The sequence below is a fragment of the Parabacteroides sp. AF21-43 genome (assembly GCF_003635435.1).
GTDB classification, from domain to species: domain Bacteria; phylum Bacteroidota; class Bacteroidia; order Bacteroidales; family Tannerellaceae; genus Parabacteroides; species Parabacteroides distasonis.
The window spans coordinates 11,943-38,257 of the sequence record NZ_QTMG01000001.1 but is presented as its reverse complement, the minus strand read 5'-3'; the positions used below and the strand labels follow the sequence as shown (position 1 = coordinate 38,257).

Below are 26,315 nucleotides of genomic sequence, written 5' to 3'. Positions count from 1 at the left end.
TTTGTTTTAATCGTTATTTAACCCTTACTAATTGACCGTTCACGGCATAGATGCCCGAAGAAACCATGATCCGCTGTCCGTCCGTAACCTCGCCACGATAAGCGACCTTGCCATTCATTCTGATAACCACCACGTCCATAGGCTCCGGCGTGTGAATCACGATAGCGCCACGATCGGTAGTCACGTAATAACCATCTACCGGCTCGATCGTCTGGTTGCCCGTAACCACGCCATCGCCGATACGTAAAGAGCGAAGCGTACTCAATGTCTTGGCGTCTGTCAAGACAAAGCTTTGGAAAGGCTTGATCTCCGGATTTGCCTCTTGCTCGAAAGAGGTTCCATCCGTTGTCAATATATAAGCAGATTGTTTCAAGGTAATCGTAAATGTATTCGGATTCGAGCACATCAAGAAAGTACCTGTTTCAGTTGGAGCGGCAGGTTCTTCCAAGGTCTTGAATTCAAAAGCTCCTTCAGAAGAGATCGTATAGGTATCGCCATTAGCCGCCCATAATCCGGCTGCGCCAAAGTTGTCGGTCTTCACCTCAAATATAGGAGTCTTATTATTCTTCAGATCCGCAAACCAAATACCATTATCAGCTTCTTGAGCGCTTGGTGCTGATACGGATGCACCTTTCGAGTCTTTTACTTCCAGAGACGTAAACGGTACACCTAGCGCTTTCCAGTTATTACCGGATAATTTTGGAGCGAAACGAAGTACCTTAGCGGTTACCTTTTGGTTGACATCCGTAAGCGCAGATCGCAATTGGGCACCTTCTTCCATTGTAACGGTATCTAAAACCATTGGAGTAGAGAGGGTCAGAGTCGCTCCATCCAATACATTCACCTTCCTTTCCGAATAAGGAGTGGCCCACGTAGTATCATTTTTTATTTCAATAGCTACCGCATAATCTTTTATAGAAAAAGACTTCTCACCTTGGTTTAGCCAATAAACCCTTTTATAAGGATTGGCGATAGCATACGTTTTAGCCGCACTTTCCTTTGCCACCAAACAACCGTCCTTACAATCAAAAATCACACTATCCGGAATAACATAAGGTTCCCAAATGGCAGGCGTTGTACCTTGATCAGAGGGAACAGTAGGGGCTTTAAAGAAGGTATATTCCGCCGCATTTAAAGCATCAAGCGTTTCTGCTATAGTCGTATCAGGAATCATTATTATATCTCCCGCATAGGCAATGCCTTCATGGTAATATGTACTCCCATACAATTCTCCAAAATCGATTGCTGTTACTATAGAGACCGCTGCATTCCTAAATGAACCATCCGGTTTATTAATGATTACACAAGGTTTCCCGTTCTGGTCTTGCAATTGCACATCAGTGCCTTCCAGCATGATTACATTATTATATTTATCAGGATTCATACCATAACCCACTATAGTTGGATTCTTTATGTTATCAGTAGTTGAGACAATTGTTTTTCCTTTCAGTATAATCTTATTATCACAAGGAATAGGAGTAAAACTACCATTTATTTTAATCGGAGTCATTGCCATTGTCTCTTGTTCAGCAAACTTATTCCCGATATAAGAATCCTCAATCACAATCTCGTTATTGGAAGCTCCCACTGTAGAATTATTTGTTGATATCGCTATAGCCGCAAAGCTATCGGAAACACCCTTATTTTTTGTCTTACCTGTTAAGATACTCCCTCCCGAAACATGGACGTTCATATCTGAGGTCTCATACAAATAGAGAGCACCATATCCTACGATGTTCGATTTATTCTTTATTGTCAATTTTTGATCGCCGGCGTTATTAGCATAAATACAATAATGGTTATTTAGCAAGATTGTCGTACTATCTACCGTCACTGGCGTTTTTTTATGGTGAATATATACACCAAATTGATTCGAACCGTTCACCTGTCCCTCAATCTTTGTATTAACAAGAGAGACATCCGTCAGTTCTCCATCAATAAGAACTCCAGATTGTGCGTTAGCCGCCAAATTTATTGTAGTATTTTCAACACGTACAGTCCCCTTTGCCGTTGCTCCCAGAAGAATCGCATTTTGTAATGCTTCCGCAGGATTTGGGTTCTTACGATCACCATAGCCTTGTGTATTATTATTCATAATACAATTATCTATCAACAAATCCGCATTACCGGTTACCTCTATAATTGGAGTACATTTTCCAGAGGTAACTTTCGTTGGCGTATAATCGATACTCAATCCTTTTATTTTAACATCGGTAGCAGTATTATTGGCAGAGCCATTAACCAAGATCGCACCTTTTATAATAGTCTTGTCCTGCCCAGCTCCTTGAATTGTGATAGATTTATCTAATGGTAGAGTCATTGGTAAAGTATATTCTCCTTCCGGGAAAACGATACGATTTTGATCTGTCAAATCTACCTCAGAAAGTAGACCAGACATATCGCAAGCCGCATTACGTAATGAACCATCTTGGTTGAATACAGTAATCGCTGATTTCTCATCCGCGATCTGGTACTTAACCGTATTGTCGCAATTAAAAGTATTCGTTTTATAGTCCTGTATCAAAACCCCTACATTATTTTTATTCACTTTCAGTACAGAGCCCTCACCAATATTAAATGTATTACCCGTACTACGAACAGAAATAGGATATTGCAGAGCTGTACTTTCCATAAAAGCAAACAAATTAGTATTTTTTATATCAAAGGAATTGTTAATCGCATTGTCTTCTTCATCTTTATTTAATACAATCGTAGCAAAATCATTTGATCCTTTAAGTTGATAGTTATGAGACTCCAATGTTGAATTAGCTATCTTAAACTTATTATTAGATGACCAAATATTGAGTGCCGCCCATGAATCTATTTTTGAATCTACAATTGAAATCGAAAGATTATCATTTAGCGCTGTTACATTTATTGCATAATAAAATCCTTTGATAGTACTATTATTTTTCATTTCTATGGACGATCCATTCATATTTGAGAAACTTATTCCTCTACTATAAGTACCATTCTTCGGATATACCGCAGAAAGAATATGAGAATTATCCAATACAATAGTATTTTTCACCTTAGTCGTATTTCCAAACGAAGAGAACCCTCGATTGTAAGACCCTTCTAAATAAATACAAGAATTCGTAAGAGATACATTCACATTATCACAAATACTATTAGAATCATAGCTTTTTCCCAGATTAACAATGCCCATAGAACTTTTACCCCAACCATCACCACTACCTGCTGTTAGTTGATGAAGATGGACCCCAGACAAATTCAAATTCACATTCTTAGACATCACATTAATAAGGCCTTGGCTTAATGTTGTAGCTTTTGTAATCTGTAAATTCCGCAAATTGACATTGATTACGCTCTCTTCCTCATCCCGTTGAATATCTAGCTGCCCTTCTATAATACAATTTGTCGAATCACTGCCAATAATTGTAATAGACTTTGGAATAACAATAGGTGAAACTTGGGGATAAATTCCCTCTGCCACACGAATGGTAGCCCCATCTGCGGCTTTTTCAATCGCTTTCGCAATTGTAGCCAAAGGAGCTTCCACACCACCTCCGTTACCATCAGAACCCGAAGTGCTGACATACAAATCCGTCTGTCCCCACCCCACACTCGTTGCCACCATAAACACGGCGAACAAGAAAAGTAGTCTTCTTTTCATACGATTAATTTTTATAAGTTAGTAATATTCAATTATTTAAAACATTTACCCTATATTCATAAACTCTGTAGTTTCCAGCACATCAGTCTTCTCATAATCATCATTTACAAGCAGTTATGCGAAATCATCGGTTATAAAACGACTAGTCTAAACGATCATTTTATTCTGGCGTTTTATTGAATTCAACACATAAGCGTCCATATTTACGTTTATGCGTTGATAATCAATTTTTAAAAGTTTCTCTGGATTTTGTTTTATTCAAAAATATAGCCTATCTTTAACGCCTAGAATAAACGATCGTTTAGACTAGGCGTTTTTATCTATTACAGAATACTTATAGATCAAAGATTTTTACGTAAAAAATTTTTCTACTCTAAAAACTTCATATCATCACAAGCTATAAGATTCTCTTCTTAAAGCATGTGGAATAGCATAACTAACCAAATATCAGACTGCAACTATACATAATTGAGATAAAAGGAATTCTACAATATTGATTTTATGAAAACATCTACAATATCTACCACTACGCCATGTATGCTTTATAAATCAAAGCATTACATATAGGTTGTAGATAGCCTGACATCTACAATTATCATTCAACATCTACCACTTATACTTGACATTGATACTTTTTCTTTGCATTGGATGAGAATACGTGTTATTTTTGAAAGACATGCGCAAAGCGATAGGGTTAATAAGAGTTTCCCTTAGGGGAACAAAGAGTTTCCCTAGAAGAAAACTAAAGTTTCATAAGCACGAACCAAAAGTTTTCCCCTATGAAAACTTTTGTTTTATGCCTTAAAAACTATAAATACCTATTATTCAATATTTTAAATCAATACACAAGGTATACAAATAACCAAGCAGACAGCCAGTTGGCATACCGTCGCAGAACGAGTAATGTTGTTAGCGAATAGTGAACGGCTGCATTTAGTGGTTGAAAAGCAGTAAATAGTGGTAGATGCAAGCTGATAGTGGTAGATGTTTATTATCTACCACCATTCAACAAATTTCTTATAATTAGATACTTATATAGATAATGGCAGATATGGTAGATGATTTAGTTTTTTCATTTCTATATATAACCCCATTCGCAAGAATGTTGCAGCAGTTTATAATAAACAAGACTTTATATAATCTTCTATTTCTTGAGCAGTTACAGCATAAGTCGGTGCAAGTTGCTCAAAATGGGAGTCTCTTGTAAAACGAGAGCCGTTGGTGAGCATAGCCAACAGGTTTTTGGATTTCAATTTATGTCCAGAGTAAGTGAGGGCTAAAGATACCAAATCGTTGATAGGTACACCAGACTTTAAGATGGAATAAATATCATAATAATCGCGAAAATTACTCCTACGCAGCAGCACCTCCATCTTCATAGCTCCAATAGACTTTACATCTGCCAATCTGAGATTATTCAGATATTCCACAGGCATACTGACAGGAGAATATTTGGGGCAGGCATAAAACGAGAACTTTACTCCAGACACTAAATATTCCACATGGTCTATATCTAAAATGTTCTTATGCTGAGTGTCACCTATTGCAGCGAGCTCTTTCTCTATCTGATACCATGCCACTTCCATTTTCTCTGTTTTAGAAGTACGCCATTTCATAAAGTCCAAGTCCTCACTTTGCCGAGTTCCCATTTGCAATGACAAAGCAGTGCCACCTACCAAGAGATAGGGTTTGATGCAGTCCAGCTTAGAGACAGCTTCAAAAACTTGCAGCGTGTGTGGAGCTAAACCTTTCATGCAAACATTTTATTAAGGTGGCGAGTAGCCATAGACTTTATATAAGCATCTGGCTTCTTTGCCTTGAAATAATACCATGCGAAGAAACGATTCAACGTGTAGAGATATTCCGCTTGGGGAACAAGATAATCCAGCCACACCTGCTTGATTTTCTTGAAAGGATAAATTAGAAACAGTTGGTTTATTTCTTCCAAGTCAAGATGCAACAAAGTTTTCTCTATCAGCATATCATCTGGAATATCCTTGATAGAGTTTTCGTTGTACGACCAGAAGCAGTGTTCTTGCTTCAGTTTCGCCAATAGTTCTTGTTTTACCACATCTCTTGACATAACTTCCTGTTTTAGAATAACACAAATTTAGTGATTATTCTTGTCAGAAGCAAATCACAATAGAGAATGTTACATTGTGAATAAGATTTTTAAATAAGAGAAACGCCAATATCGCTCGAAATGGAACGTATTGGCGTTTTCTTTTTCTTATTCCTCCACAGGTTCCCCGAACAGGGTAGCCGAGGAAGCCTTATGGATCTTGACTTTTATGAATTGACCTACATGATAGTTCTTCTTGTCAAAGATAACCACCTTGTTTTGGCTGGTTCGTCCGAACAATTGCTCACGGGAACGTTTCGAGAATCCTTCTATCAGAACCTCGAAAGTCTTGCCTATATCCCGCAAGTTACTTTCCTCGGACAACTTATTTTGCAAATCGATCATACCTTGCAAACGGCGTACCTTCTCTTCTTCCGGTACATTATCCTCCAAATGGCTAGCGGCATATGTACCCGGACGCTCAGAATATTTAAATAAGAAAGCACTATCATATCCCACTTCACGCATCAAGGATAAAGTCTCTTGATAATCCTCCTCGGTCTCGGAATGGAAACCGCAGAATAAATCAGTCGAGATAGCGCAATCCGGTACGATACGACGGATCGCCGCTATACGGTCCAGATACCATTCACGAGTATATTTACGATTCATGACCTTCAAGATGCGACTGCTGCCAGATTGGGCAGGCAGATGGATAAACTTACAGATATTGTCGTTCGCGGCAATCACACGTAAGGTATCATCGCTCATGTCCTTCGGATGGGAGGTCGTAAAACGAATTCGCATATCGGGAACCTCTTTCGCCACACGATCCAACAAGATCGGGAAGGTTATGGTCTCACCTTCTTTCTCGAAAGAATAGGAGTTTACATTTTGTCCCAACAACGTAACTTCCTTAAAGCCTTTCTCGTGCATATCCCGTATCTCATTCAAGATACTCTCGATATCCCGGCTACGCTCGCGTCCTCTTGTATAAGGTACGATGCAATACGTACAAAAATTATTACAACCGCGCATAATAGACACGAAACCGGAGATATGTACGCCCGGTAACTTCAAAGGAATAACATCCTTATAGGTCTCTTGGGTAGAAAGCTCCACGTTGATCGCTTTCTCTCCGTGCTCTACCGCTCCCACCAAGTTCGACAAGTCCAGATAAGAATCCGGTCCTACCACCAAGTCGGCATGATGCACATGGATCAGGTCTTCCTTCACTCGTTCGGCCATACATCCCAATACACCGACAATTAATGACTTCTTTTTCCGTTTTAAAGACTGGAAATACTGTAGCCGCCCATAGATTTTCTGTTCGGCGTTGTCGCGTACGGAGCAAGTATTCACGAAGATGGCATCCGCCTCCTCGATATTCTCCGTCATACTATAGCCATCCATCTTCATGATAGAAGCTACAACTTCGCTGTCCGCCACATTCATCTGACAGCCGTAGGTCTCGATAAACAACTTTCGTTCATCGCTTTGGGTAGCGGATTTTAAGTCCACACCGTTTTCTTGATTTACCATACTATATGTTAATAGAATTTAAATAAGCAAGATTCTTAAAAATAATTACGCAAACGCTTGCATAGTTCGAATCCCACCGTTATATTTGCATTCGAAAAACGTAAATTTTTTCATAGTTAAGGTTTTGGTTAAATCGAATAAGGGTGGCTGTGAAGTTACCCTTATTTACTTTTATACCTATCTGATGTTTTATATACTCCCATCTTTTCACTTCTCAATTATTCTTCTTACATTTGGAGGTGCAAAAATAATCAAAGTTTATGGATAACGTAGGAGATTGGTTATATATTGTTTTCCTGATTATCGCCGCCGTCAGTGGCTTATTCAGTTCGAAAGACAAAAAGAAGAAGAGTCGCCCCGATATATTGGGGCAACCCGACAGGGAAATCATGCCTAATGACCAGCCTACAGAAGGAAAAGGCTTCTGGGAGATACTGGAGGATATGCAAAAGGAAACGCAAAAACCTAAGCCCGCTCCCCGACAAAAGCAGGTAACGCCAAAGGTTGAGAAACCGCAAGTCGTAACCTCATCGCCTGCCTCATCTCCATTCCTTTCCGCCGAGAAGAATATCCCGAATCATATCGCGACCCGGCCATCCGTAAGGATGAGTGCTATCGAGGAAGAACCGGGGCTTATGCCGGAAGATACCTTCAGAGACATCGAGGAATTGAAGAAAGCGATCATTTGTGCGGAGATTCTAAACCGGAAGTATTAATTTACGCCACACTTATATTCGATTCAGCGTAATTTTATGTAAGTTTGCCCGAAAAATATTGAACAGTAAGTATTTACCTAAAAACATAAAAACTAATTATCATGGCATTAAAATTCATTACAGCTGAAGAAGCCGCATCTTATGTGCATCATAATGACAATGTTGGTTTCAGTGGTTTTACACCCGCAGGATGCCCGAAAGTCGTTCCCGGAGCTATCGCCCGGAAGGCAGCGGAAGAACACGCTAAAGGTAACCCTTTCCAAATCGGTATGTTTACCGGTGCTTCTACCGGTGATAAGCTAGACGGAGAATTTGCTCGCGCTAACGCCATCAAATTCCGTACACCGTACCAATCGAACAAAGACTTACGTGCCGCATTAAACGCTCATCAGGCACAATATTTCGATTTGCACTTGTCTGAATTGGCACAAAGCTTGCGTTACGGATTCTTGGGTAAGATCGATGTAGCGATCGTAGAGGCTGCCGATGTTACTGAGGATGGTGAGATCGTTCCGACTTCAGGTGTTGGTATCTTACCTACTATCTGTCGTATGGCAGACCGTATCATCGTTGAGTTGAACTGCCGTCACCCGAAAGAAATCCGCGGTATGCATGATATTTACGAGCCGGCTGATCCTCCTTTACGCCGTGAGATCCCTATCTACACTCCTTCTGACAGGATCGGTAACGATTGTGTAAAAGTAGACCCGGCTAAGATCGTTGGTGTGGTAAGGACCGATGAGCCGAATGAAGGTGGAAAATTCTCTCCGCTGGATGATGTTACGATGGCGATCGGTAAAAACGTTGCGGACTTCTTGGTTAGCGAGATCAAGGCCGGCCGTCTTCCGAAAGAATTCGTTCCATTGCAGAGTGGCGTAGGTAACGTGGCTAACGCAGTCTTGGGCTGCATGGGAGCTAATGAGTCTATCCCCGCATTCAATGTATATACTGAGGTTATTCAAGACGCTGTCATCGAGTTGATGAAACAGGGCCGTGTTAAATTTGCCAGCGGTTGCTCTTTGTCCGTAAGTAACGAGGTGATCCGTGAGATCTACGCTAACCTTGATTTCTTCAAGGATAAGATCTTGCTTCGTCCGCAAGAGATCTCTAACAATCCGGAGGTTGCCCGCCGTTTAGGCTTGATCGCTATCAATACGGCTTTGGAGGCTGATATCTTCGGTAATATCAACTCTACGCACGTATCCGGTACTCGTATGATGAATGGTATCGGTGGTTCCGGCGACTTTACCCGTTCGGCTATGTTGTCGATCTTCACGACTCCGTCTACGGCGAAGGATGGAAAGATCAGCGCGTTCGTACCGATGGTATCTCACTTGGATCATAGCGAGCACTCCGTGAAGATCATCATCACTGAATATGGTGTAGCGGACTTACGCGGTAAATCTCCGATCCAACGCGCTCGTTGTATCATCGACAATTGTGTTCACCCGGATTACAAACCGTTATTGGAAGAGTACCTCGCTATGGGTATCAAGGGACATACGCCTCAAAACCTGAAATGCTGTTTCGCTTTCCATGAGGAACTAGCGGCCAGCGGAGATATGCACAATGTGGATTGGAGCAAGTATAATAAGTAATACAAACATATTACATACTTATCTCAAGGCCATTCCGAATAATTTCGGGATGGCCTTTTGTTTATCTAAAAACTATTCATATCTTTGTTATATGGGAAACTGGGAGAAACAACAGGATGAAAAAAAAGAAAGCAGGGAAAGAGATCAATCCCGTAGAGAAAACCTGGGAAAGTTCTTCTATGATTTGGCTAAATTAACTTTTGCGGGTCTGGTTATTGGAGGTATTGCTACTTTTGATACAGAGCTAAAAGAGTCAATATTTATATATAGAGCTATCGTTGGTGGAATAGCAACAGTGATATTCGCCTGGATTGGAAATAAAATTTTTAAATAAGGTTTATTATGGATATGCTAAGTTTAGTTTTCACGATCAGTGCTATTGTTGGAGGTGGATTCCTCGTATGGCTATATACCAAGCCTGGTAAAAAATGGCTAGAAAATCTATAATCTCCAATATATTTTGAGGCTCCGCATAACGGAGCCTTTTTTATTTCAATTGTATATATTACAAACTCGTAATATGTTTGTAATAATTCTTTCAAACAGGCTTAACAGCTTCTTAATATGGATATCCTTTCTTTGCATCAGAATAAATAGGCAAAGATTGTGAGAAAGTTTATTGAAAAATTAGTGGAAGGAGGATTTTTGATCAGTGGAAGCGTCAGTAGCTTTACGATCTTGTTGATCATTGTCTTCTTATTTAAAGAGGCCGCAGGTCTTTTTAACAGCCCGGAGGTAGAGGAAGGATATATATTGGCCGTGAATCAGGAAAATCCGGTCGAACATTTGTCGCCCGAGCAAATCATGGATGTCTTCGATGCCAATATCACCAATTGGGAAGATTTAAACGGAGAAAATCAAGATATACTAGTCTTCCGGTTCTCGGATCTAACCAACTATTATACGGAAGAAGAGCTAGGTGAAGAATTTCAATATGTTCCCGAGAAAATCAATGAACTTATCCATAAAGAGCCCGGGATTATCGCATTCTTTCCGGAACAATACAAGTCGGAAAACTTTACGGGAAAAATCATATCGGGAGCCACGATCAAGCCTTCGGAATTCTTTGGAGGGACGAAATGGTATCCGACCTCAACTCCCGCTCCGATCTTTGGGCTGATCCCTCTATTACTAGGAACGCTGTTGGTAAGTATAGGTGCGATCGCCTTATCCCTCCCCTTCGGAGTAGCGGTAGCGATCTATATGGCAGAGATCGCCAATACAAAAACACGCAATTTATTAAAACCGCTTATCGAGTTGCTGGCAGGTATTCCCTCAGTCGTTTATGGTTTCTTCGGATTGGTGGTGATCGTTCCCCTTATCCAAAAGACTTTAGACCTTCCGGTAGGCGAGACCGCTTTCGCCGGAAGCGTGGTTTTAGCGATCATGGCGTTGCCGACCATCATCACGGTAGCGGAAGATGCCATGCGAACTACACCACGAGCCATGAAAGAGGCCAGCTTGGCATTGGGAGCCACGCAATGGCAAACCATCTATAAAGTAATAATCCCCTACTCCATATCCGGTATCACGTCCGCTGTCGTATTAGGTATAGGACGTGCGATCGGTGAGACGATGGCCGTATTGATGGTAACCGGAAACGCCGCCGTTATCCCTACCTCGTTCTTCGAACCGGTACGGACAATTCCTGCCACGATAGCGGCGGAATTGGGTGAGGCTCCCGCAGGTGGAGCACATTACCAAGCCTTGTTTATGCTGGGAGCCGTGTTGTTCCTCATCACCTTGGGGTTGAGCATCGCCGTAGAATATATTTCATCCAAACGTAAAATTTAATTAAAGATATGGCACCTATTCAACATTTAGGGAATATAGACAAGAGGAAACGGGCCTCTCAACAGGTTGCTTTCGGTTTCTTTTCTTTCCTGAGTTATTTGGTCGTAGTGATCTTATTCGTAATACTGGGATTCATTATCTTAAAGGGAGCGAGCGTGATCAGTTGGGATTTCCTGACACAAGCACCCCAAGAGGGCATGACCTCCGGGGGGATTTTTCCGGCTATCGTAGGTACACTCTATTTAGTGATCGGAAGTAGCTTGATTAGTTTTCCTATCGGCATCATGAGTGGTATTTATATGAACGAGTACGCCACGAACGGGAAACTCATCCGCTTCATCCGTATCATGACGAATAATCTAAGTGGTGTCCCATCCGTTGTTTTCGGGTTATTTGGTATGTCTCTATTCGTAAGCACCTTGGGATGGGGAGACTCTATTATAGCGGGTTCGTTTACCTTGGCGCTGATGTCCTTGCCACTTATCATCCGTACGACGGAAGAGGCTTTGAAAAGTATCGATGATTCTTTCCGCCACGGTAGCCTAGCGTTAGGGGCTACGAAATTGCAGACCATTCGCAGGGTCGTGCTACCGATGGCGTTCCCCAATATTATTACGGGATTGATTCTTTCGATCGGGCGTGTGTCCGGAGAGACCGCTCCTATCCTTTTTACGGTGGCCGCTTATTTCTTGCCGCAATTACCGAAAAGTATTTTCGACCAATGTATGGCATTACCCTATCACTTATATGTTATATCTACAAGCGGTACGGATATCGAGGCTTCCCGGGGAATGGCTTATGGCACGGCACTCGTACTGATTGTCATCGTATTATTAGTAAACCTTTTGGCAAATGCCTTGCGTAGTTATTTCGCCAAGAAGGTAAAAATGAATTAAAAAAATAAGACAATTATGATAAAGATTGATGCTAAAAACGTAGACTTTTATTATGGGGATTTCCATGCGTTGAAGAACATTTCCATGGAGATAGAGCCGAATACGTCCACCGCTTTCATCGGACCGTCCGGTTGCGGAAAGTCTACTTTCCTCCGCCTGTTCAACCGCATGAATGATTTGATTCCGGGCACTCGCATGGAAGGTCAGATCCTAATTGATGGAAGAGATATCTATACGAAAAGTGAGAAAGTGGATCGCTTACGTAAAAACGTGGGGATGGTTTTCCAGAAACCGAATCCTTTTCCTAAGACGATTTATGAGAATGTCGCTTATGGCCTGCGGGTAAACGGTGTCAACGATGAGAATTATATTGAGGAGACGGTGGTCAAGACTTTAAAGCAGGTCGTCCTTTGGGACGAGGTAAAGGATAAACTGAAAGAATCGGCATTCGCTCTTTCCGGCGGACAACAGCAACGTTTATGTATCGCCCGTGCCTTGGCGATCTCGCCTTCTATCTTGTTGATGGACGAGCCGACTTCCGCGTTGGACCCGATTTCAACCAGTAAGATCGAGGATTTGATACATGAGCTGAAAAATGATTATACGATCGTAATCGTTACCCATAATATGCAACAAGCGGCTCGTGTTAGCGACAAGACCGGATATTTCTATTTAGGGGAATTGATTGAATATGATAATACCCGGAAGATTTTCACCAATCCGGAGAAAGAGTCTACACAGAATTACATTACCGGACGGTTTGGGTAATTGAAAATTAAAAATTGAAAATTAGAAGAGTATGAAGGTTATAGAGCAGGAGATTCATTCTTTAAAAAATAGTATCAGTGAGATGTGGGCATTGGTTCACCAGCAATTATACAACGCAGGGGAGGCTATGCTTACCGGAGATAAGGAACTCGCTTATAAGGTAATCAGCCGGGAACGCCGGGTAAATGCTTTCGAGCTAAAGATCGACAGTGATTGCGAGGATATCATCGCCTTGTACGCACCGGTAGCGATCGACCTACGTTTCGTATTGGCGATGTATAAGATTAATACAAACCTAGAGCGTCTGGGAGATTTCGCAGAAAGCATCGCCCGTTTCGCAGGAAACCTTCCCGAGGGGGAACCGATTGACCCGCAACTGGTCAAGGAAACCCGGGTAGAAGAAATGCTGTCGGAGTTATTAAGCATGATCTCACTCACCAAAGAGGCTTTTGAGAAAGAAAGCTCAGAGATCGCTTCCCGTATCTTCTTGAAGGATAATTTGATCGATGAGATCAATCATAATTCTACCGCTATTATCGCCAAATATATAGAGGAGCATAAAGGTAGCGCGTTGGCAGGGTTATATATGGCCGGTGTTATCCGGAAAATGGAACGTTTCGGAGATCATTGTACGAATATAGCGGAAGAACTCATTTTCTATCTGGACGCTAAAGTCATGAAGCATATGGGCAAAACCGAGCAATAATTCGTATCTTTGCGGCCACTTTAATAATTAACATCAGTAAATGAAACGACTCACAGTGGCTTGGCTGTCGGCCTTCTTATTTATCGGTTCCGCGTTAACGTCTTACGCTCAGACAAATTCTCCGATCCCAGAGCGGGATTCTTCTTCGGTATCTCTTTTTGAATACGCAACTAAGATTCCGAAACGCAACAAGGTTTTCAATCTGGACTTGGAGATGCATGCAGGATTCAACGCGGACTTTTTCTCGGGGAAGCTGGATGAAGCCGCCTTTCGTTTCAGGGATGTCAAAATTGATGTTACCGGAGAAGTGAACGATCGGTTATTCTATTGGTATCGCCAAACGCTGAATGGCGGTTATGAGGGACAAGCCTTGGAGAATTTGAATGAGTCGATCGAATATGCGTATATTGGCTATAAACTGAATGAGCGTTTTACCTTAACCGCCGGAAAACAAGATGTGTTCTACGGTGGTTTTGAGTACGACGAGAATCCTTTGCTTATTTATGAGTATAGCGATATGAATGAATACTCCCTTTGCTACCTTACGGGAATCGGGCTGGGGTATCAGCCGAATGAGTCACAAGAGATCCGCTTACAGGTGACGAACAGTCGTATGGGATCGATGGAAGATGAGTATGGACGTCTGCCGGAAGGATTTAAGAAACCGAGAGTTCCCTTGTTTTACACATTGAACTGGAACGGTAACTTTCTGGATGAGTTGATTCATTTACGGTACTCCGTATCCGCCGCGGAGCAAGCCCAAGGGAAATATATGTATAGCGTCTTTACCGGTCAAAGTATAGAGGCCGGACCGGTCTATGCTTATTTCGATGTCATGTATTCACGAGGAAAATTAGACCCATTAGGATTATTGACCGAATTGACCCAGCCCGAAGTCTCCGGAGAGGAGGAACCGGAACCACCGGTTCGTATGCAAAACATCGATTATCTTTCGCTGGTGGGGGAAATACAGTATCGTTTCCATCCCAAATGGCAACTATTCGCGAAAGGAATGTATGAAAGCGCATCGATCTATAAAGCCTACGATGCTTACGAGAAAGGTAAATACCGTACGGCATGGGGGTATCAAGGAGGGCTTGAGTTCTATCCGATGGCCGATGATAATCTACATATCTTCTTGACCGCCATAGGTAAAAAATATAACCTATCCGAACGAGCGAAGGCGCTCGATGCCTCTCTGGACGACACCGCACGCCTTTCGATCGGTTTCATTTATAGATTACCGTTATATTAAATTTTTCTCATTTGTTGTAGAGACGCAGCATGCCGCGTCTCATCCCCTCAGAATGGTAACTTAGAATTGCAACACAAGCTCTTCCCCTTGTAACAAGTCCACTGTTACTTTTCCATCGACTACAGGTAGGGAAACCGGCTTTTGGTTCTTTTTGAGGCTCATGTTCGCGGAATTCGCCGGAAGCTTGATCTGGAAAGAACCGGGAACGATCGCTTTCAATCGAGCTTCCGTCAACAGACCTTCCGTCCATTTAGCCGACACCTCCCCGCCATTCCGGACTTTTAAACCGCTAAAGCTTCCATTTTTCCAAGCGGATGGCAAAGCGGGCAAGAACTCGATCAATCCGGATTGACTCTGTATCAGCATCTCCGCAATACCGGCTGTTCCTCCAAAATTACCATCAATCTGGAAAGGAGGATGGGCACAAAACAAATTAGGATAAGAGCCTCCTCCCTTCACCTCCTTCGTATGCTCATCTACACAGGGACGTAACAAATCACCCAGCAATTTATAAGCATGATCGCCATCCTGTAAACGGGCCCAGAAATTAATCTTCCAAGCCATAGACCAGCCCGTGCTTTGATCGCCACGGACCTCCAAGGATTTACGAGCCGCCTCTGCCAACTCCGGCGTATGCTCTATCGATATCTCATTCCCGGGATAAAGCCCATATAAATGAGAGACATGACGATGGGTAGGCTCTACCTCCTCATACGGCTCGAGCCATTCCATAATACGGCCGTCTTTACCGATCGTCGTAGGCATCAAGCGATCTCGTTTCGCCGCCAACTCAGCAGCGAACGCGCTATCCACACCTAAAATCCCGGCGGCCTCAATGGTATTCGTAAATAATTCCCGCAAGATCTGATTGTCCATCGTCGATCCGGCACAAATACTCACGACACTTCCGTTTGGCATTTTATAAGCGTTCTCCGGAGAGGTAGTAGGTGCCGTCACCAGATATTTAGTCCGGGGATCTTGCACCAGCATATCCACAAAGAATTGGGCAGCCCCTTTCATCGTCGGATAAACATCCCTCAAATACGCCTTATCTAATGTATACTGATAATGCGTGTACAAATGCTCGCATAGCCATGCGGCGGATGTATTCGTGGCTCCCCACGACGGATGTTCGCCCGGGGCGGTAAACTCCCAGACATTACCTAAAATATGCGTGACCCATCCCCGTGCGTTATAAAAAGCTTTGGCCGTACGTTCACCGCTAGGGACTTGCTGTTTCGTCCATTCGATCAGCGGAAGGTGCAACTCGGAGAGGTTCGTGACCTCCGCTGGCCAATGATTCATCTGTAAATTAATATTTAGGTGATAATCCCCGTTCCAAGGCGTATGAATCGTATTACACCACAAGCCCTGCAAATTCGGGGGCAGTAATCCCTGCCGGGTCGAGGAAATCAATAAATATCGACCGAACTGGAAATATAAAGCCGCCAATCCCGGATCGTTCTTATCTTGAGCGAAAGCGGCCAAACGCTCATGGATCGGAAGATGATCCCTTTCGCCTTTTCCCAAATCCAAAGAGACCCGATCAAACAGGGAGCGATAAGCGAGTGTATGTTCCCGGCGCAAGGTGGAGAAATCCTTAGATTCCGCTTGCGATAAGTATTTTTCCAAGGATTGTCCGACGCCGTCTTTATCGAAATAATCCGTACCTAAACTTACCAAGATAATCGCTTCCGAGGCACTTCGCACCGATAAACTACTATCCGTTGCGGTCAAATCCCCCCCCTTCGGCAAGACGATACGGACACGAGAGGCGAAACGCATCCCTTTCATCTCCAACGTATCCACCCCGTCCGGCAATTGTCCCCGCATCAGCAAGTCCTTTCCGTCCAAAGAGATCGTCGCATGTTCCGGACGATTCATACCCAATGAGAAATTCAAGGCCCGATCTGCGTCCGCTACCAAGTGAATAACTCCCAGATCCCCGGAAAAAGAGGTAAACATTTCCCGTTGATAATTCACATTCCCCCTTTTAAAAGAGACGGAAGCGATAGCCTCGCTTAGGTTCAACCGCCTGCGATACTCAGCGATAGAATCCGATTCATTCGGATACGTATATCTCAGCACTAGATTTCCGAATAATTGGTAACTCCCATACGGAGCGTTCGCACCGTCCCCCAGATTACTCCCGGTCCCTTTGCAGACGAAAGTTTTATACATCAAATCCTGTGCCTCGTCATTCCGTCCCTCAAATAAGAGGCGACGAATATTCGCCAAAGAGTAATACGCATAAGGATTGTCCGTATCTTGCTTACTTCCGGACCACAGGGAGATCTCATTCAGGACCACATTCTCCCGCTCAATACCACCATCCGGCATCATACCGATACGGCCGTTTCCCAAAGGCAAAGTTTCTTCCCATATCTGCGCTGGTTGGTCAAAATAATAAGAGACCTCCTTCCCAGTCTGCATATCCGGCAAATTACAACCGAAAAGGAACGATAACAAAATCAAATAAAGTCCTTTCATATTCATACGATTATTCCTTGTTATTGTTTTTCCATCAAAAGCCGAAGAGGCGATCCACTGCAACCCGGGTTGCAGTATCACCCTAAAAGCTTTGCATATCACATAGTCGTTTATAATAGCCATCCAAAGCCAACAACTCCTCGTGTTTGCCCCGTTCTACGATCTCACCCTCATGCATCACACAGATCTCATCCGCGTTACGGATCGTAGAGAGACGGTGGGCGATCACTACGGTCGTACGATTCTTCATCAAGTTCTCCAACGCTTCTTGTACCAAACGTTCGGATTCCGTATCCAAGGCGGATGTGGCCTCATCCAAGATCAAGATCGGGGGATTCTTCAAGATCGCACGGGCGATACTGATTCGCTGGCGTTGTCCGCCGGACAGTTTTCCACCCCGGTCGCCGATATTGGTATCGTAACCTTTCTCACTCGCTATGATAAAATCGTGAGCGTTGGCGATGCGGGCGGCTTCCTCCACCTGTTCCATCGTAGCTCCTTCCACTCCAAAAGCGATATTATTGAAGAAGGTATCGTTAAACAAGATAGCCTCTTGATTGACATTTCCCATCAATCCCCTAAGATCGAAAAGGGTGGCCTCACGGATATCCGTATCATCAATACGGATATTCCCTTTATTCACATCATAAAAGCGAGGCAATAGATCCACCAAGGTACTTTTGCCCGAACCGGATTGACCGACCAAAGCCACGGTTGTTCCTTTCCGGATATCCAGATTGATTCCTTTCAAGACCCAAGCTTCCTGATATTTAAACCAAACATCTTTATAACTGATTTTCTCTTTCAAGGCGATCTTCTTCGGATGTTCCGGATCATGGATATCCGTCTCCGCCTTCAAGATCTTATCGACACGCTCCATAGAGGCCAGACCTTTCTGGATCGCATAAACCGACTTACTTAGATCTTTCGCGGGATTGATAATGCTATAGAAAATAACCAGATAATAAATAAACGTAGGAGCGTCGATCGGGCTATTCGCACTCAAGATCAGCGTACCTCCATACCAAAGTACGATAGCGATCGTAACGGTTCCCAAAAACTCGCTCATCGGATGCGCCATTTGTTGGCGGCGATAGATACGGTTCGTCAACCGGCGGAAAGTATCATTGCTTCGCTCAAAGCGGTCTTGTATCTTCTTCTCGGCGTTAAAGGCCTTGATAATACGGAGTCCGCCTAATGTCTCCTCGATCTGGCTCATCAGGAATCCCCATTGTTGCTGTCCTTCCAAGGATTTCCGTTTCAATTTCTTGCCGACTTGTCCCATTACGTAACCCGCCAACGGCAGCAGGATCAAGACGAACACGGTAAGTTGCCAACTGATAGCGATCATACCCACCAGATAGATCACGATCAGGATCGGGTTCTTGAATAACATGTCCAATGAACTCATGATGGATGTCTCGATCTCGTTCACGTCTCCGGATACACGGGCGATAATATCCCCTTTTCGCTCCTCGGAGAAAAAGCTCAACGGCAACTGCGTAATCTTCTTGTTAATCTGATTACGGATATCACGAACGACTCCGGTCCGGATCGGGATCATCGTATAAAAGGCCAGATACATGGTCGCCACTTTCAAGAAAGTCGCCACGATCAGGAAGATTCCCAACATAATCAAGGCGAACGAACCTCCGTGTACCTCTATCAGATCGGATACGTACCAAAAAAAGTTATTCTTGATCAACTCCGGCAAGGCTTTCCACGACTCCCAGCTTCCCGCGTTAAAATTCCAATCCATAAAGGTGTAATTCCCCTCATCCATCTTAAACAATATCTGAAGGATCGGGATAATCAAGGCGAAAGAAAACAGGTTCAAGATAGCGGAAAGTACATTGAACACGATGTTCAGAACCATATACTTTTTGTAAGGGGGAACGAAACGCTTTAAAATACGTATGAAATCTCTCATAAATTGATCTGTTACATTGAAGTGGCAAAGATACAAAAAGTCATCACATTTTCTTACGCATTCGCATGCAACTATTTTGCTGCCCCATTCATCAAATAAATAGAATCGTAAATAAAAATAATTTACACCATGAAAAGGATGCACTTGCAATTGTTGAAAAAAGCCAACTGCGTATTGGCGAGTTTATTAATGCTTTTAGGTTTCTCCTGCACTGACGACGAGGGAGAAGGTCCCATAATTTGTGAATATGGCACTCCTTACGCCAATTTTCAGATAAAAGGAAAAGTCGTGGATACAAACGATAATCCGATACCTAACGCCCAAATACGTATCAATCGAAATGACGCAAGAATTTATCCTTACGGATGGCTGCATACCGATACCGTAAGGACCAACGCTAACGGAGAGTTTGATTGGAAGAAAACTGATTTTCCAATCCTAAAATACCGATTCATCACGGAAGACATAGACGAAGAAATGAACGGAGGACAATTCGCATCCGATACGACTCAAGTAATCTTCGACAGCGAGCAACTTACCGGAGGTGATGGATGGTACGAAGGTAGTGCCTCTAAGGAAATCAAGATCACACTTAAGGAATATGTAGATACACATACGGAACCTTACGCATTGTACACGATCTACGGAAAAGTAACTGATGATCAAGGCTATCCGCTGGCCGGAGTCGCAATCTTAACCTCACCGGCATATACCCCTACTCTAGAGGACGACCTTTCCTGCTTTCCGGCCATCACGGATGAGACCGGACGATATCAATTCACCTACGATAAGGCTACGGCTATCGAACATACCATCTACACAAAATTATCTTCGTATTGGAATGACCCAAACGCTTGCAAAACTGATTCTATTATCGTAAATTTCGCCGAAATTGAATTATTACAAGGGAAAGGGATGTTAATAGGTAAAGGATCAAAAGAAATTAACTTCCAACTAACACGCAAAAACTAGAAAATGGAAACAGTTTATCATTCCATATTAAAAGGTTTTAACTGGATTTTAGCGGGGCTTCTTTCTCTACTAGGCTTCAGCGTTACTTCCTGTGGCGCTACAGATGAGTATGGTAGCCCTTACGCAGAATACGAGTTGAAAGGAAAAGTTACAGATATGAACGGAGATCCCATCCAAGGAATAGAGATCAACTATGGGGGCATATATAATAACGTATTATCTCCCTCATATATAAGCGAAATATATAAATCACCCCAAACCCAAAAAGACGGAAGTTACGATATAAAATTCGAGGATTCCCCAATGGGCATCGTACGCATTATCGCTAAAGATATTGACGGGCCTGAAAACGGATCATTTGAGACGGATTCGATAGATGTCAAGATCGAAGGATTTGAGGGAGGTAAATCTTGGTTCCATGGGAAAGCAGAGGTTAACATCCCCGACATCAAACTTAAAGAGAAAAAAGAATAAAATATGGACAAACGCCCAAACATCAAAAAACGTATCGCCCTAGAGCTTTTTCGAAGTATCAAGAAGAACAGGGCTAAATTACATGAATTGCGTACACTCTTTTGGGAGTGTACGCTTCGTTGTAATGTATCCTGCCGTCATTGCGGGAGCGATTGCCATGTCTCGGCCTCTGTCCCGGATATGCCTGTCGAAGACTTCCTGAAAGTCATAGACGATATCACGCCTTACGTCGAGCCGAACAAAGTGCTCGTCATCTTTACCGGAGGCGAGGCGCTGGTTCGTAAGGATATCGAGAAATGCGGGTTGGAACTGTATCGCAGGGGATATCCTTGGGGGATCGTCTCCAATGGTTATCTGATGACCCGGGAACGGCTCGACTCGCTCTTGGCTTCCGGATTGCACTCGGCGACTATCAGCCTAGATGGTTTCGAGGAAGCGCATAACTGGCTTCGCCGTAATCCTAAAAGTTTCGAGAAGGCACTGAATGCCATCTGTATGTTGGCCGAGGAAAAGGAGATCATCTGGGATGTGGTGACTTGCGTAAACCAACGCAACTTCAAGGATTTGATGCTCTTCAAGGATTTCTTGATCGAGATGGGCGTAAAACGGTGGCGTATCTTTACGATCTTCCCAGTTGGACGTGCCGCGACTGAGACCGATTTGCAACTGACGAACGAGCAGTTCACATGGCTCATGAACTTCATCCGCTTCTGCCGGAAAGAGGGTAAGATACACGTTAGCTACGGCTGTGAGGGCTTCCTCGGGAATTATGAGGCAGAGATGAGAGACTCGATTTTCCAATGCAACGCCGGTATCAATACGGCCTCTGTCCTCGCTGATGGCGCTATCTCCGGTTGTCCCAGTATACGGGCCAACTTCCACCAAGGGAACATCTATAAAGACGATTTCATTGATATCTGGAATAATGAGTTTAAACCGTATCGTAACCGCCAGTGGGCTAAAAAAGGGGAATGCGCGGATTGTAAGATGTTCCGTTATTGCGAAGGCAACGGGATGCACTTATACGATGATGAGGGGAATCTGCTCGTATGCCACTATAAAAGGCTAGTTGACAGTTGACAACTGTCAACTAATTCCTATCTTTGCCCTAGTTAATATTCTAAAATAAGCAATCGTATGAAAAACACTTTCATCCTTTGTGCCTTTCTGGCACTAAGTTCTTTTACCGTAGCCCAGCAATCCGAGAAATACCCGCTAGGCGACTATACGGAATTGACCGACACGAAACCGCATGACAGCGACGAGATCTGGGACAAGTTATCGGCCCCAACCCAATTAAGCTGGGGCACGACCGATATACGATATCCGAAACTCAGTATTCCCGATGTCAAGAAAAGCAATCGCTGGCAGACGAAAGCATGGAAAGGGGAACGGGTAAACGCACAAGCCGTGTTATGGACCAAGGTGGGACTCGAGGATGCCTCTATCACCGTGAGCGACTTAAAGAGCGGTTCTTCCATCATCCCATCCTCCGCTATCACGACGAACTTTGTCCGTTACGTCATGACCGATGAGTTGAATAAAGACCGTAAAGGCGGTTGCGGCCACCGAGAGAATAAGGCGGAATGGGATTCCTCCGTCGTAGCCGATGTATTGGATATCGTAAAGATCCGTGATATCAAGGCACGCACCACCCAGCCGATCTGGATGAATATCTGGGTACCTCAATCCGCGAAAGCCGGTAAATATAAAGGGACATTGACCGTCACGGGAAAAAATGCCTCCCCCATGGAATTACAAATAGAAGTGGACGTATTGAACCGCACACTTCCCGCCCCGAAGGACTGGGCTTTCCATCTGGACTTATGGCAGAACCCGTATTCCGTGGCCCGTTACTACCAAGTTCCTCTTTGGAGTAAAGAGCATTTCGACGCTATGCGCCCGATCATGAAGATGTTGGCGAACGCCGGACAGCGCGCTATCACCACCAGTATCATGCATAAACCTTGGGCCGGACAGACCGAGGATCATTTCGACAGCATGATCACCCGGATCAAGAAGATAGACGGCACTTGGGCATATGATTACGCCGTCTTCGACAAATGGGTGGAATTCATGATGAACGAGATCGGTATCGATGATATGATCAGTTGCTACACCATGATCCCTTGGGCTTTATCTTTCGATTATTACGACGAGGCGACAAATCGTGTACAATTTCTCAACACGAAACCGGGTGACGCCGCTTACGCAGACTATTGGGGTACTTTCCTAAAAGATTTCTCCCGCCACCTTCGCGAGAAAGGCTGGTTCGAGAAAACCGCCATCTCTATGGACGAGCGTCCGATGGAGGCGATGCGTGAGGCGATCAAGGTTATCAAGCAAGCCGATCCGGAGTTCAAGATCACGCTGGCCGGAAATTATCATCCGGAAATTCAATCGGACTTATACTATTTAAGTATTCCCTATGGGCATAAATTCCCAGAAGACGTAAAGGCTGCCCGTGATAAAGCGGGACAGATCAGTACCGTTTATACCTGTTGCGCGGAAGCGTTCCCGAATACCTTCACCTTCTCCGACCCGGCGGAAGCGGCATGGACGGTCTTGCACGCCGTAGCCGGTGGTTACGACGGTTATCTACGTTGGGCAGTTAATAGCTGGACCACCGATCCTCTGCGTGACTCGCGTTTCCGCACTTGGGCGGCAGGCGATACATACAGTATTTATCCCGGTCCACGCAGTAGCATTCGCTTCGAACGTTTGGTCGAGGGTATACAAGATTGCGAGAAGATCCGCATCCTCCGGGAAGAGCTGACAACGAAAGGAGCTAAAGGCAAACTCGAGAAGTTGAACAAGACGGTTGCCAAGATCACTCCGGAAGGTTTATCCGAGACACAAGAATCCGCTACGCAGATGGTTAATGAGATTCATAAACTTCTGAATACATTATAAATAGTACCGGACGCCGACTGCGCAGTCGGCGTCCCCTAAATATATCATCAAACCCCTACAATGTTTGATATTCATCAAAAAACGAAATCCCTACCTCCGATACCTTTCTTTTTCTTTGTCCGCCTCGATTCCTTCGCCTATTTTTGGGGCACTGAAAAACACAAAAACCATTCTATATGAACAAACTATTAATGGGCGCATGCCTTACGATGGCCATGCAAGTAGGGCACTCCCAAACCTTGCCGCAATTGGGTAAAGATCCTATCGAGAAAATCGTAGCCGCCATGACTGCCGAAGAGAAAGTATCCCTGTTAGTCGGAACCGGAATGCCCGGGTTCGGCGGCCAATCAGCCGTAGTCGGCAGCACGCAAAATATAGTGCCGGGAGCCGCCGGAACGACCTTCCCGATCGAACGTCTGGGAATCCCCGCTATCGTAGTGGCCGACGGTCCCGCCGGATTACGTATCTCCCCGACTCGCGAGGGGAACGAGGCGACCTATTATTGCACGGCATTCCCGGTCGCTACCTTGCTAGCCTCCACATGGAACACCGCATTGGTCAAAAACGTAGGCAACGCCATGGGCGACGAGGTGAAAGAATACGGTTGCGACGTACTCTTGGCCCCCGCGCTGAATATCCACCGAAGCCCTCTCTGCGGACGTAACTTCGAGTATTATTCCGAAGATCCCTACTTGACGGGCCGGATAGCGACAGCGATGGTAAACGGTATCCAAAGCAATGGCGTGGGAACCTCCATCAAGCATTTCGCCGTCAATAATCAAGAGACCAACCGGACAGGAACGGATGCCCGCCTCACCCCTCGTGCCTTGCGGGAGATTTACCTAAGAGGTTTCGAGATGGTCGTAAAAGAGGCAAGCCCGTGGACGGTCATGTCTTCCTACAATAAGATAAATGGTGAGTATGCCTCCGAAAGCCGTGATTTATTAACGACCATCCTCCGTGACGAATGGGGCTTTAGCGGCCTTGTCATGACCGACTGGTTTGGCGGCAAGAACGCCCCCGCCCAGATCCACGCCGGAAACGATCTGCTGATGCCCGGACGGACGGACCAGAAAGAGGCCCTCCTAAAAGCGCTTGAGGACGGTTCTCTCTCTATCGACGACGTGGATACGGACGTAACCCGTGTATTACGACTGATCCTTCAAGCCCCCCGCTTTGCCCAATACGCCTATTCCGACAAACCGGACCTAAAAGCTCACGCCGAGGTAACCCGTGCGTCCGCTTCCGAAGGTATGGTTTTATTAAAGAATACGAATAATGCCTTGCCGCTGGCCCCGGGTATCAAGAAGATAGCGGCTTACGGTACCACCTCGTACGATTTTATCGCCGGAGGCACCGGCAGTGGCGACGTGAACGAGGCTTATACCGTATCCCTCGTGGAAGGTCTGGAGAACGCCGGTTATACCATGGACGCCGAAGTGAAAGCCTTATACGAGAAATACAGTACCGAGGAAAAGGCGAAACAGCCGAAAGACACGAGTCCCGCCGCCGCTTTCTTCAACCACCCTCGTATCCCGGAGTTCGTACCGGATGCCGCAGGGCTGGCCGCTAAGGCGAAAGAGGCGGATATCGCCTTCGTTACGATAGGCCGTAGCTCGGGAGAGTTCCAAGACCGGAAGATCGAGGGAGATTTCAACCTGACGGAGAATGAGCGAGCGTTGATCCAATCGGTTTCCGACGCTTTCCATAAGGAAGGGAAGAAGGTGGTCGTAATCTTGAATATCGGGGGCGTGATCGAGACCGCCAGCTGGAAATCGGAACCGGACGCCATCCTATTGGCTTGGCAAGCCGGGCAGGAAGGGGGTAACACGGTAGCCGATATCCTGTCCGGAAAGGTGAATCCTTCCGGTAAGCTCCCGATGACTTTCCCCGTGAGCATCGCCGACGTAGCCTCCACGAAGAATTTCCCGGACGCTTCGGGTATCGACCTGAAAGAAATGTTAGCCGGCTTCATGGGAGGAGGCCCGGAGCATACGGATCGTAAGAATATTGACTATACCAACTACGAGGAGGGTATCTACGTGGGCTACCGTTACTTCGATACGTTCGGCGTGCCCGTCTCCTATCCGTTTGGCTACGGACAGTCGTATACTACTTTCAATTATTCGAGCTTGAAAGTGTTCATGGGCGATACGGACTACAGCATCAGTTGCACGATCACGAACAATGGCCCGGTAGCCGGGAAGGAAGTGGTCCAGCTATATATCTCCGCCCCCGGCAAGAGCATGGATAAACCGGCGAAAGAGTTGAGAGGTTTCGTCAAGACCCAACTCCTCCAGCCGGGGGAGAGCCGTGAGATCATCTTCAAGGTGAAAGATACGGATCTGGCCTCCTTCGACGAGAGCGCCAGTCATTGGGTCGTAGAGTCCGGTAAATATGAGGCGCAGATTGGCTCCTCCGCCGACGACATCCGCCTAAGGGATTCCTTCAACGTGAAGGGGCGGGTAACGGAGAAGGTTCATGCGGTACTGTTGCCCGGCGAGAGGATCGATCTTCTGAAAAGATAAGCCCGGAGGTATCTACCTAGTTATCGGGAGGGCG

19 protein-coding genes are annotated in these 26,315 nt (G+C 44.8%); 13 read left to right on the top strand and 6 right to left on the bottom strand.

The annotated features are described in order from the left end of the window. Positions 1-13 precede the first annotated feature (13 nt). From DWX84_RS00175 to miaB, 4 genes are all read right to left on the bottom strand, one after another. Positions 14-3,637: a DUF1565 domain-containing protein gene (locus DWX84_RS00175; RefSeq protein ID WP_229040465.1), complete on the bottom strand. Its 3,624-nt coding sequence runs from the start codon at positions 3,635-3,637 to the stop codon at positions 14-16. A gap of 1,115 nt (positions 3,638-4,752) precedes the next feature. After that, positions 4,753-5,391, bottom strand: coding sequence for a nucleotidyl transferase AbiEii/AbiGii toxin family protein (locus DWX84_RS00170; protein WP_009017957.1), 639 nt, complete (start codon positions 5,389-5,391; stop codon positions 4,753-4,755). Next, complete coding sequence (locus DWX84_RS00165; protein ID WP_009017956.1) at positions 5,388-5,720, bottom strand: hypothetical protein; 333 nt, start codon at positions 5,718-5,720, stop codon at positions 5,388-5,390. The genes DWX84_RS00170 and DWX84_RS00165 overlap by 4 nt, the downstream gene beginning before the upstream one ends. A 147-nt stretch (positions 5,721-5,867) precedes the next feature. Beyond that, complete coding sequence (gene miaB, locus DWX84_RS00160; RefSeq protein WP_048928521.1) at positions 5,868-7,241, bottom strand: tRNA (N6-isopentenyl adenosine(37)-C2)-methylthiotransferase MiaB; 1,374 nt, start codon at positions 7,239-7,241, stop codon at positions 5,868-5,870. A 260-nt stretch (positions 7,242-7,501) separates the two neighbouring features. Here miaB and DWX84_RS00155 point away from each other — a divergent pair, with 260 nt between their 5' ends. The 8 genes from DWX84_RS00155 (at position 7,502) to DWX84_RS00120 (ending at position 14,974) form a co-directional block, all read left to right on the top strand. Next, the gene (locus DWX84_RS00155) at positions 7,502-7,957 is read left to right on the top strand and encodes a hypothetical protein (protein WP_048928520.1); all 456 of its coding nucleotides are present in this window, start codon (positions 7,502-7,504) and stop codon (positions 7,955-7,957) included. A gap of 101 nt (positions 7,958-8,058) precedes the next feature. Continuing rightward, positions 8,059-9,555: an acetyl-CoA hydrolase/transferase family protein gene (locus DWX84_RS00150; protein ID WP_048928519.1), complete on the top strand. Its 1,497-nt coding sequence runs from the start codon at positions 8,059-8,061 to the stop codon at positions 9,553-9,555. Between the two features lie 91 nt (positions 9,556-9,646). Next, positions 9,647-9,889 carry a DUF6722 family protein gene (locus DWX84_RS00145; protein WP_008778724.1) on the top strand — a complete coding sequence of 81 codons (243 nt, stop codon included), beginning with the start codon at positions 9,647-9,649 and terminating at the stop codon, positions 9,887-9,889. A gap of 272 nt (positions 9,890-10,161) precedes the next feature. Continuing rightward, positions 10,162-11,349: a phosphate ABC transporter permease subunit PstC gene (pstC, locus tag DWX84_RS00140; protein WP_005867078.1), complete on the top strand. Its 1,188-nt coding sequence runs from the start codon at positions 10,162-10,164 to the stop codon at positions 11,347-11,349. Between the two features lie 8 nt (positions 11,350-11,357). Next, positions 11,358-12,245: a phosphate ABC transporter permease PstA gene (pstA, locus tag DWX84_RS00135; protein WP_005867077.1), complete on the top strand. Its 888-nt coding sequence runs from the start codon at positions 11,358-11,360 to the stop codon at positions 12,243-12,245. Positions 12,246-12,260: 15 nt separating this feature from the next. Beyond that, the gene (gene pstB, locus DWX84_RS00130; protein WP_005867076.1) at positions 12,261-13,013 is read left to right on the top strand and encodes a phosphate ABC transporter ATP-binding protein PstB; all 753 of its coding nucleotides are present in this window, start codon (positions 12,261-12,263) and stop codon (positions 13,011-13,013) included. A gap of 31 nt (positions 13,014-13,044) precedes the next feature. Continuing rightward, positions 13,045-13,719 (top strand): phosphate signaling complex protein PhoU, encoded by a 675-nt coding sequence (gene phoU, locus DWX84_RS00125; RefSeq protein ID WP_005853873.1) that lies wholly within the window; start codon positions 13,045-13,047, stop codon positions 13,717-13,719. A gap of 40 nt (positions 13,720-13,759) precedes the next feature. Further along, the gene (locus DWX84_RS00120; protein ID WP_034532078.1) at positions 13,760-14,974 is read left to right on the top strand and encodes an OprO/OprP family phosphate-selective porin; all 1,215 of its coding nucleotides are present in this window, start codon (positions 13,760-13,762) and stop codon (positions 14,972-14,974) included. 60 nt (positions 14,975-15,034) lie between these two features. On the opposite strand, the gene DWX84_RS00115 is transcribed toward DWX84_RS00120, so the two are convergent. Both DWX84_RS00115 and DWX84_RS00110 read right to left on the bottom strand, forming a co-directional pair. After that, positions 15,035-17,464 carry a glycoside hydrolase N-terminal domain-containing protein gene (locus tag DWX84_RS00115; protein WP_048928545.1) on the bottom strand — a complete coding sequence of 810 codons (2,430 nt, stop codon included), beginning with the start codon at positions 17,462-17,464 and terminating at the stop codon, positions 15,035-15,037. An 82-nt stretch (positions 17,465-17,546) separates the two neighbouring features. Continuing rightward, a complete protein-coding gene (locus tag DWX84_RS00110; protein ID WP_005853867.1) occupies positions 17,547-19,394 on the bottom strand; it encodes an ABC transporter ATP-binding protein in 1,848 nt (615 codons plus the stop codon). A gap of 129 nt (positions 19,395-19,523) precedes the next feature. Here DWX84_RS00110 and DWX84_RS00105 point away from each other — a divergent pair, with 129 nt between their 5' ends. The 5 genes from DWX84_RS00105 to DWX84_RS00085 all read left to right on the top strand — a co-directional run bounded on the left by DWX84_RS00105 (position 19,524) and on the right by DWX84_RS00085 (position 26,281). Continuing rightward, the gene (locus DWX84_RS00105) at positions 19,524-20,366 is read left to right on the top strand and encodes a radical SAM-associated putative lipoprotein (protein ID WP_048928518.1); all 843 of its coding nucleotides are present in this window, start codon (positions 19,524-19,526) and stop codon (positions 20,364-20,366) included. 3 nt (positions 20,367-20,369) lie between these two features. Continuing rightward, on the top strand, positions 20,370-20,840 hold the full coding sequence (locus DWX84_RS00100; protein ID WP_008773789.1) for a radical SAM-associated putative lipoprotein: 471 nt from the start codon (positions 20,370-20,372) through the stop codon (positions 20,838-20,840). Positions 20,841-20,843: 3 nt separating this feature from the next. Next, positions 20,844-21,920 (top strand): TIGR04133 family radical SAM/SPASM protein, encoded by a 1,077-nt coding sequence (locus DWX84_RS00095; RefSeq protein WP_008779916.1) that lies wholly within the window; start codon positions 20,844-20,846, stop codon positions 21,918-21,920. A gap of 57 nt (positions 21,921-21,977) precedes the next feature. After that, a complete protein-coding gene (locus DWX84_RS00090; protein WP_008778726.1) occupies positions 21,978-23,753 on the top strand; it encodes a DUF4091 domain-containing protein in 1,776 nt (591 codons plus the stop codon). 176 nt (positions 23,754-23,929) lie between these two features. After that, a complete protein-coding gene (locus DWX84_RS00085) occupies positions 23,930-26,281 on the top strand; it encodes a glycoside hydrolase family 3 N-terminal domain-containing protein (RefSeq protein ID WP_048928517.1) in 2,352 nt (783 codons plus the stop codon). Positions 26,282-26,315: the final 34 nt, after the last annotated feature.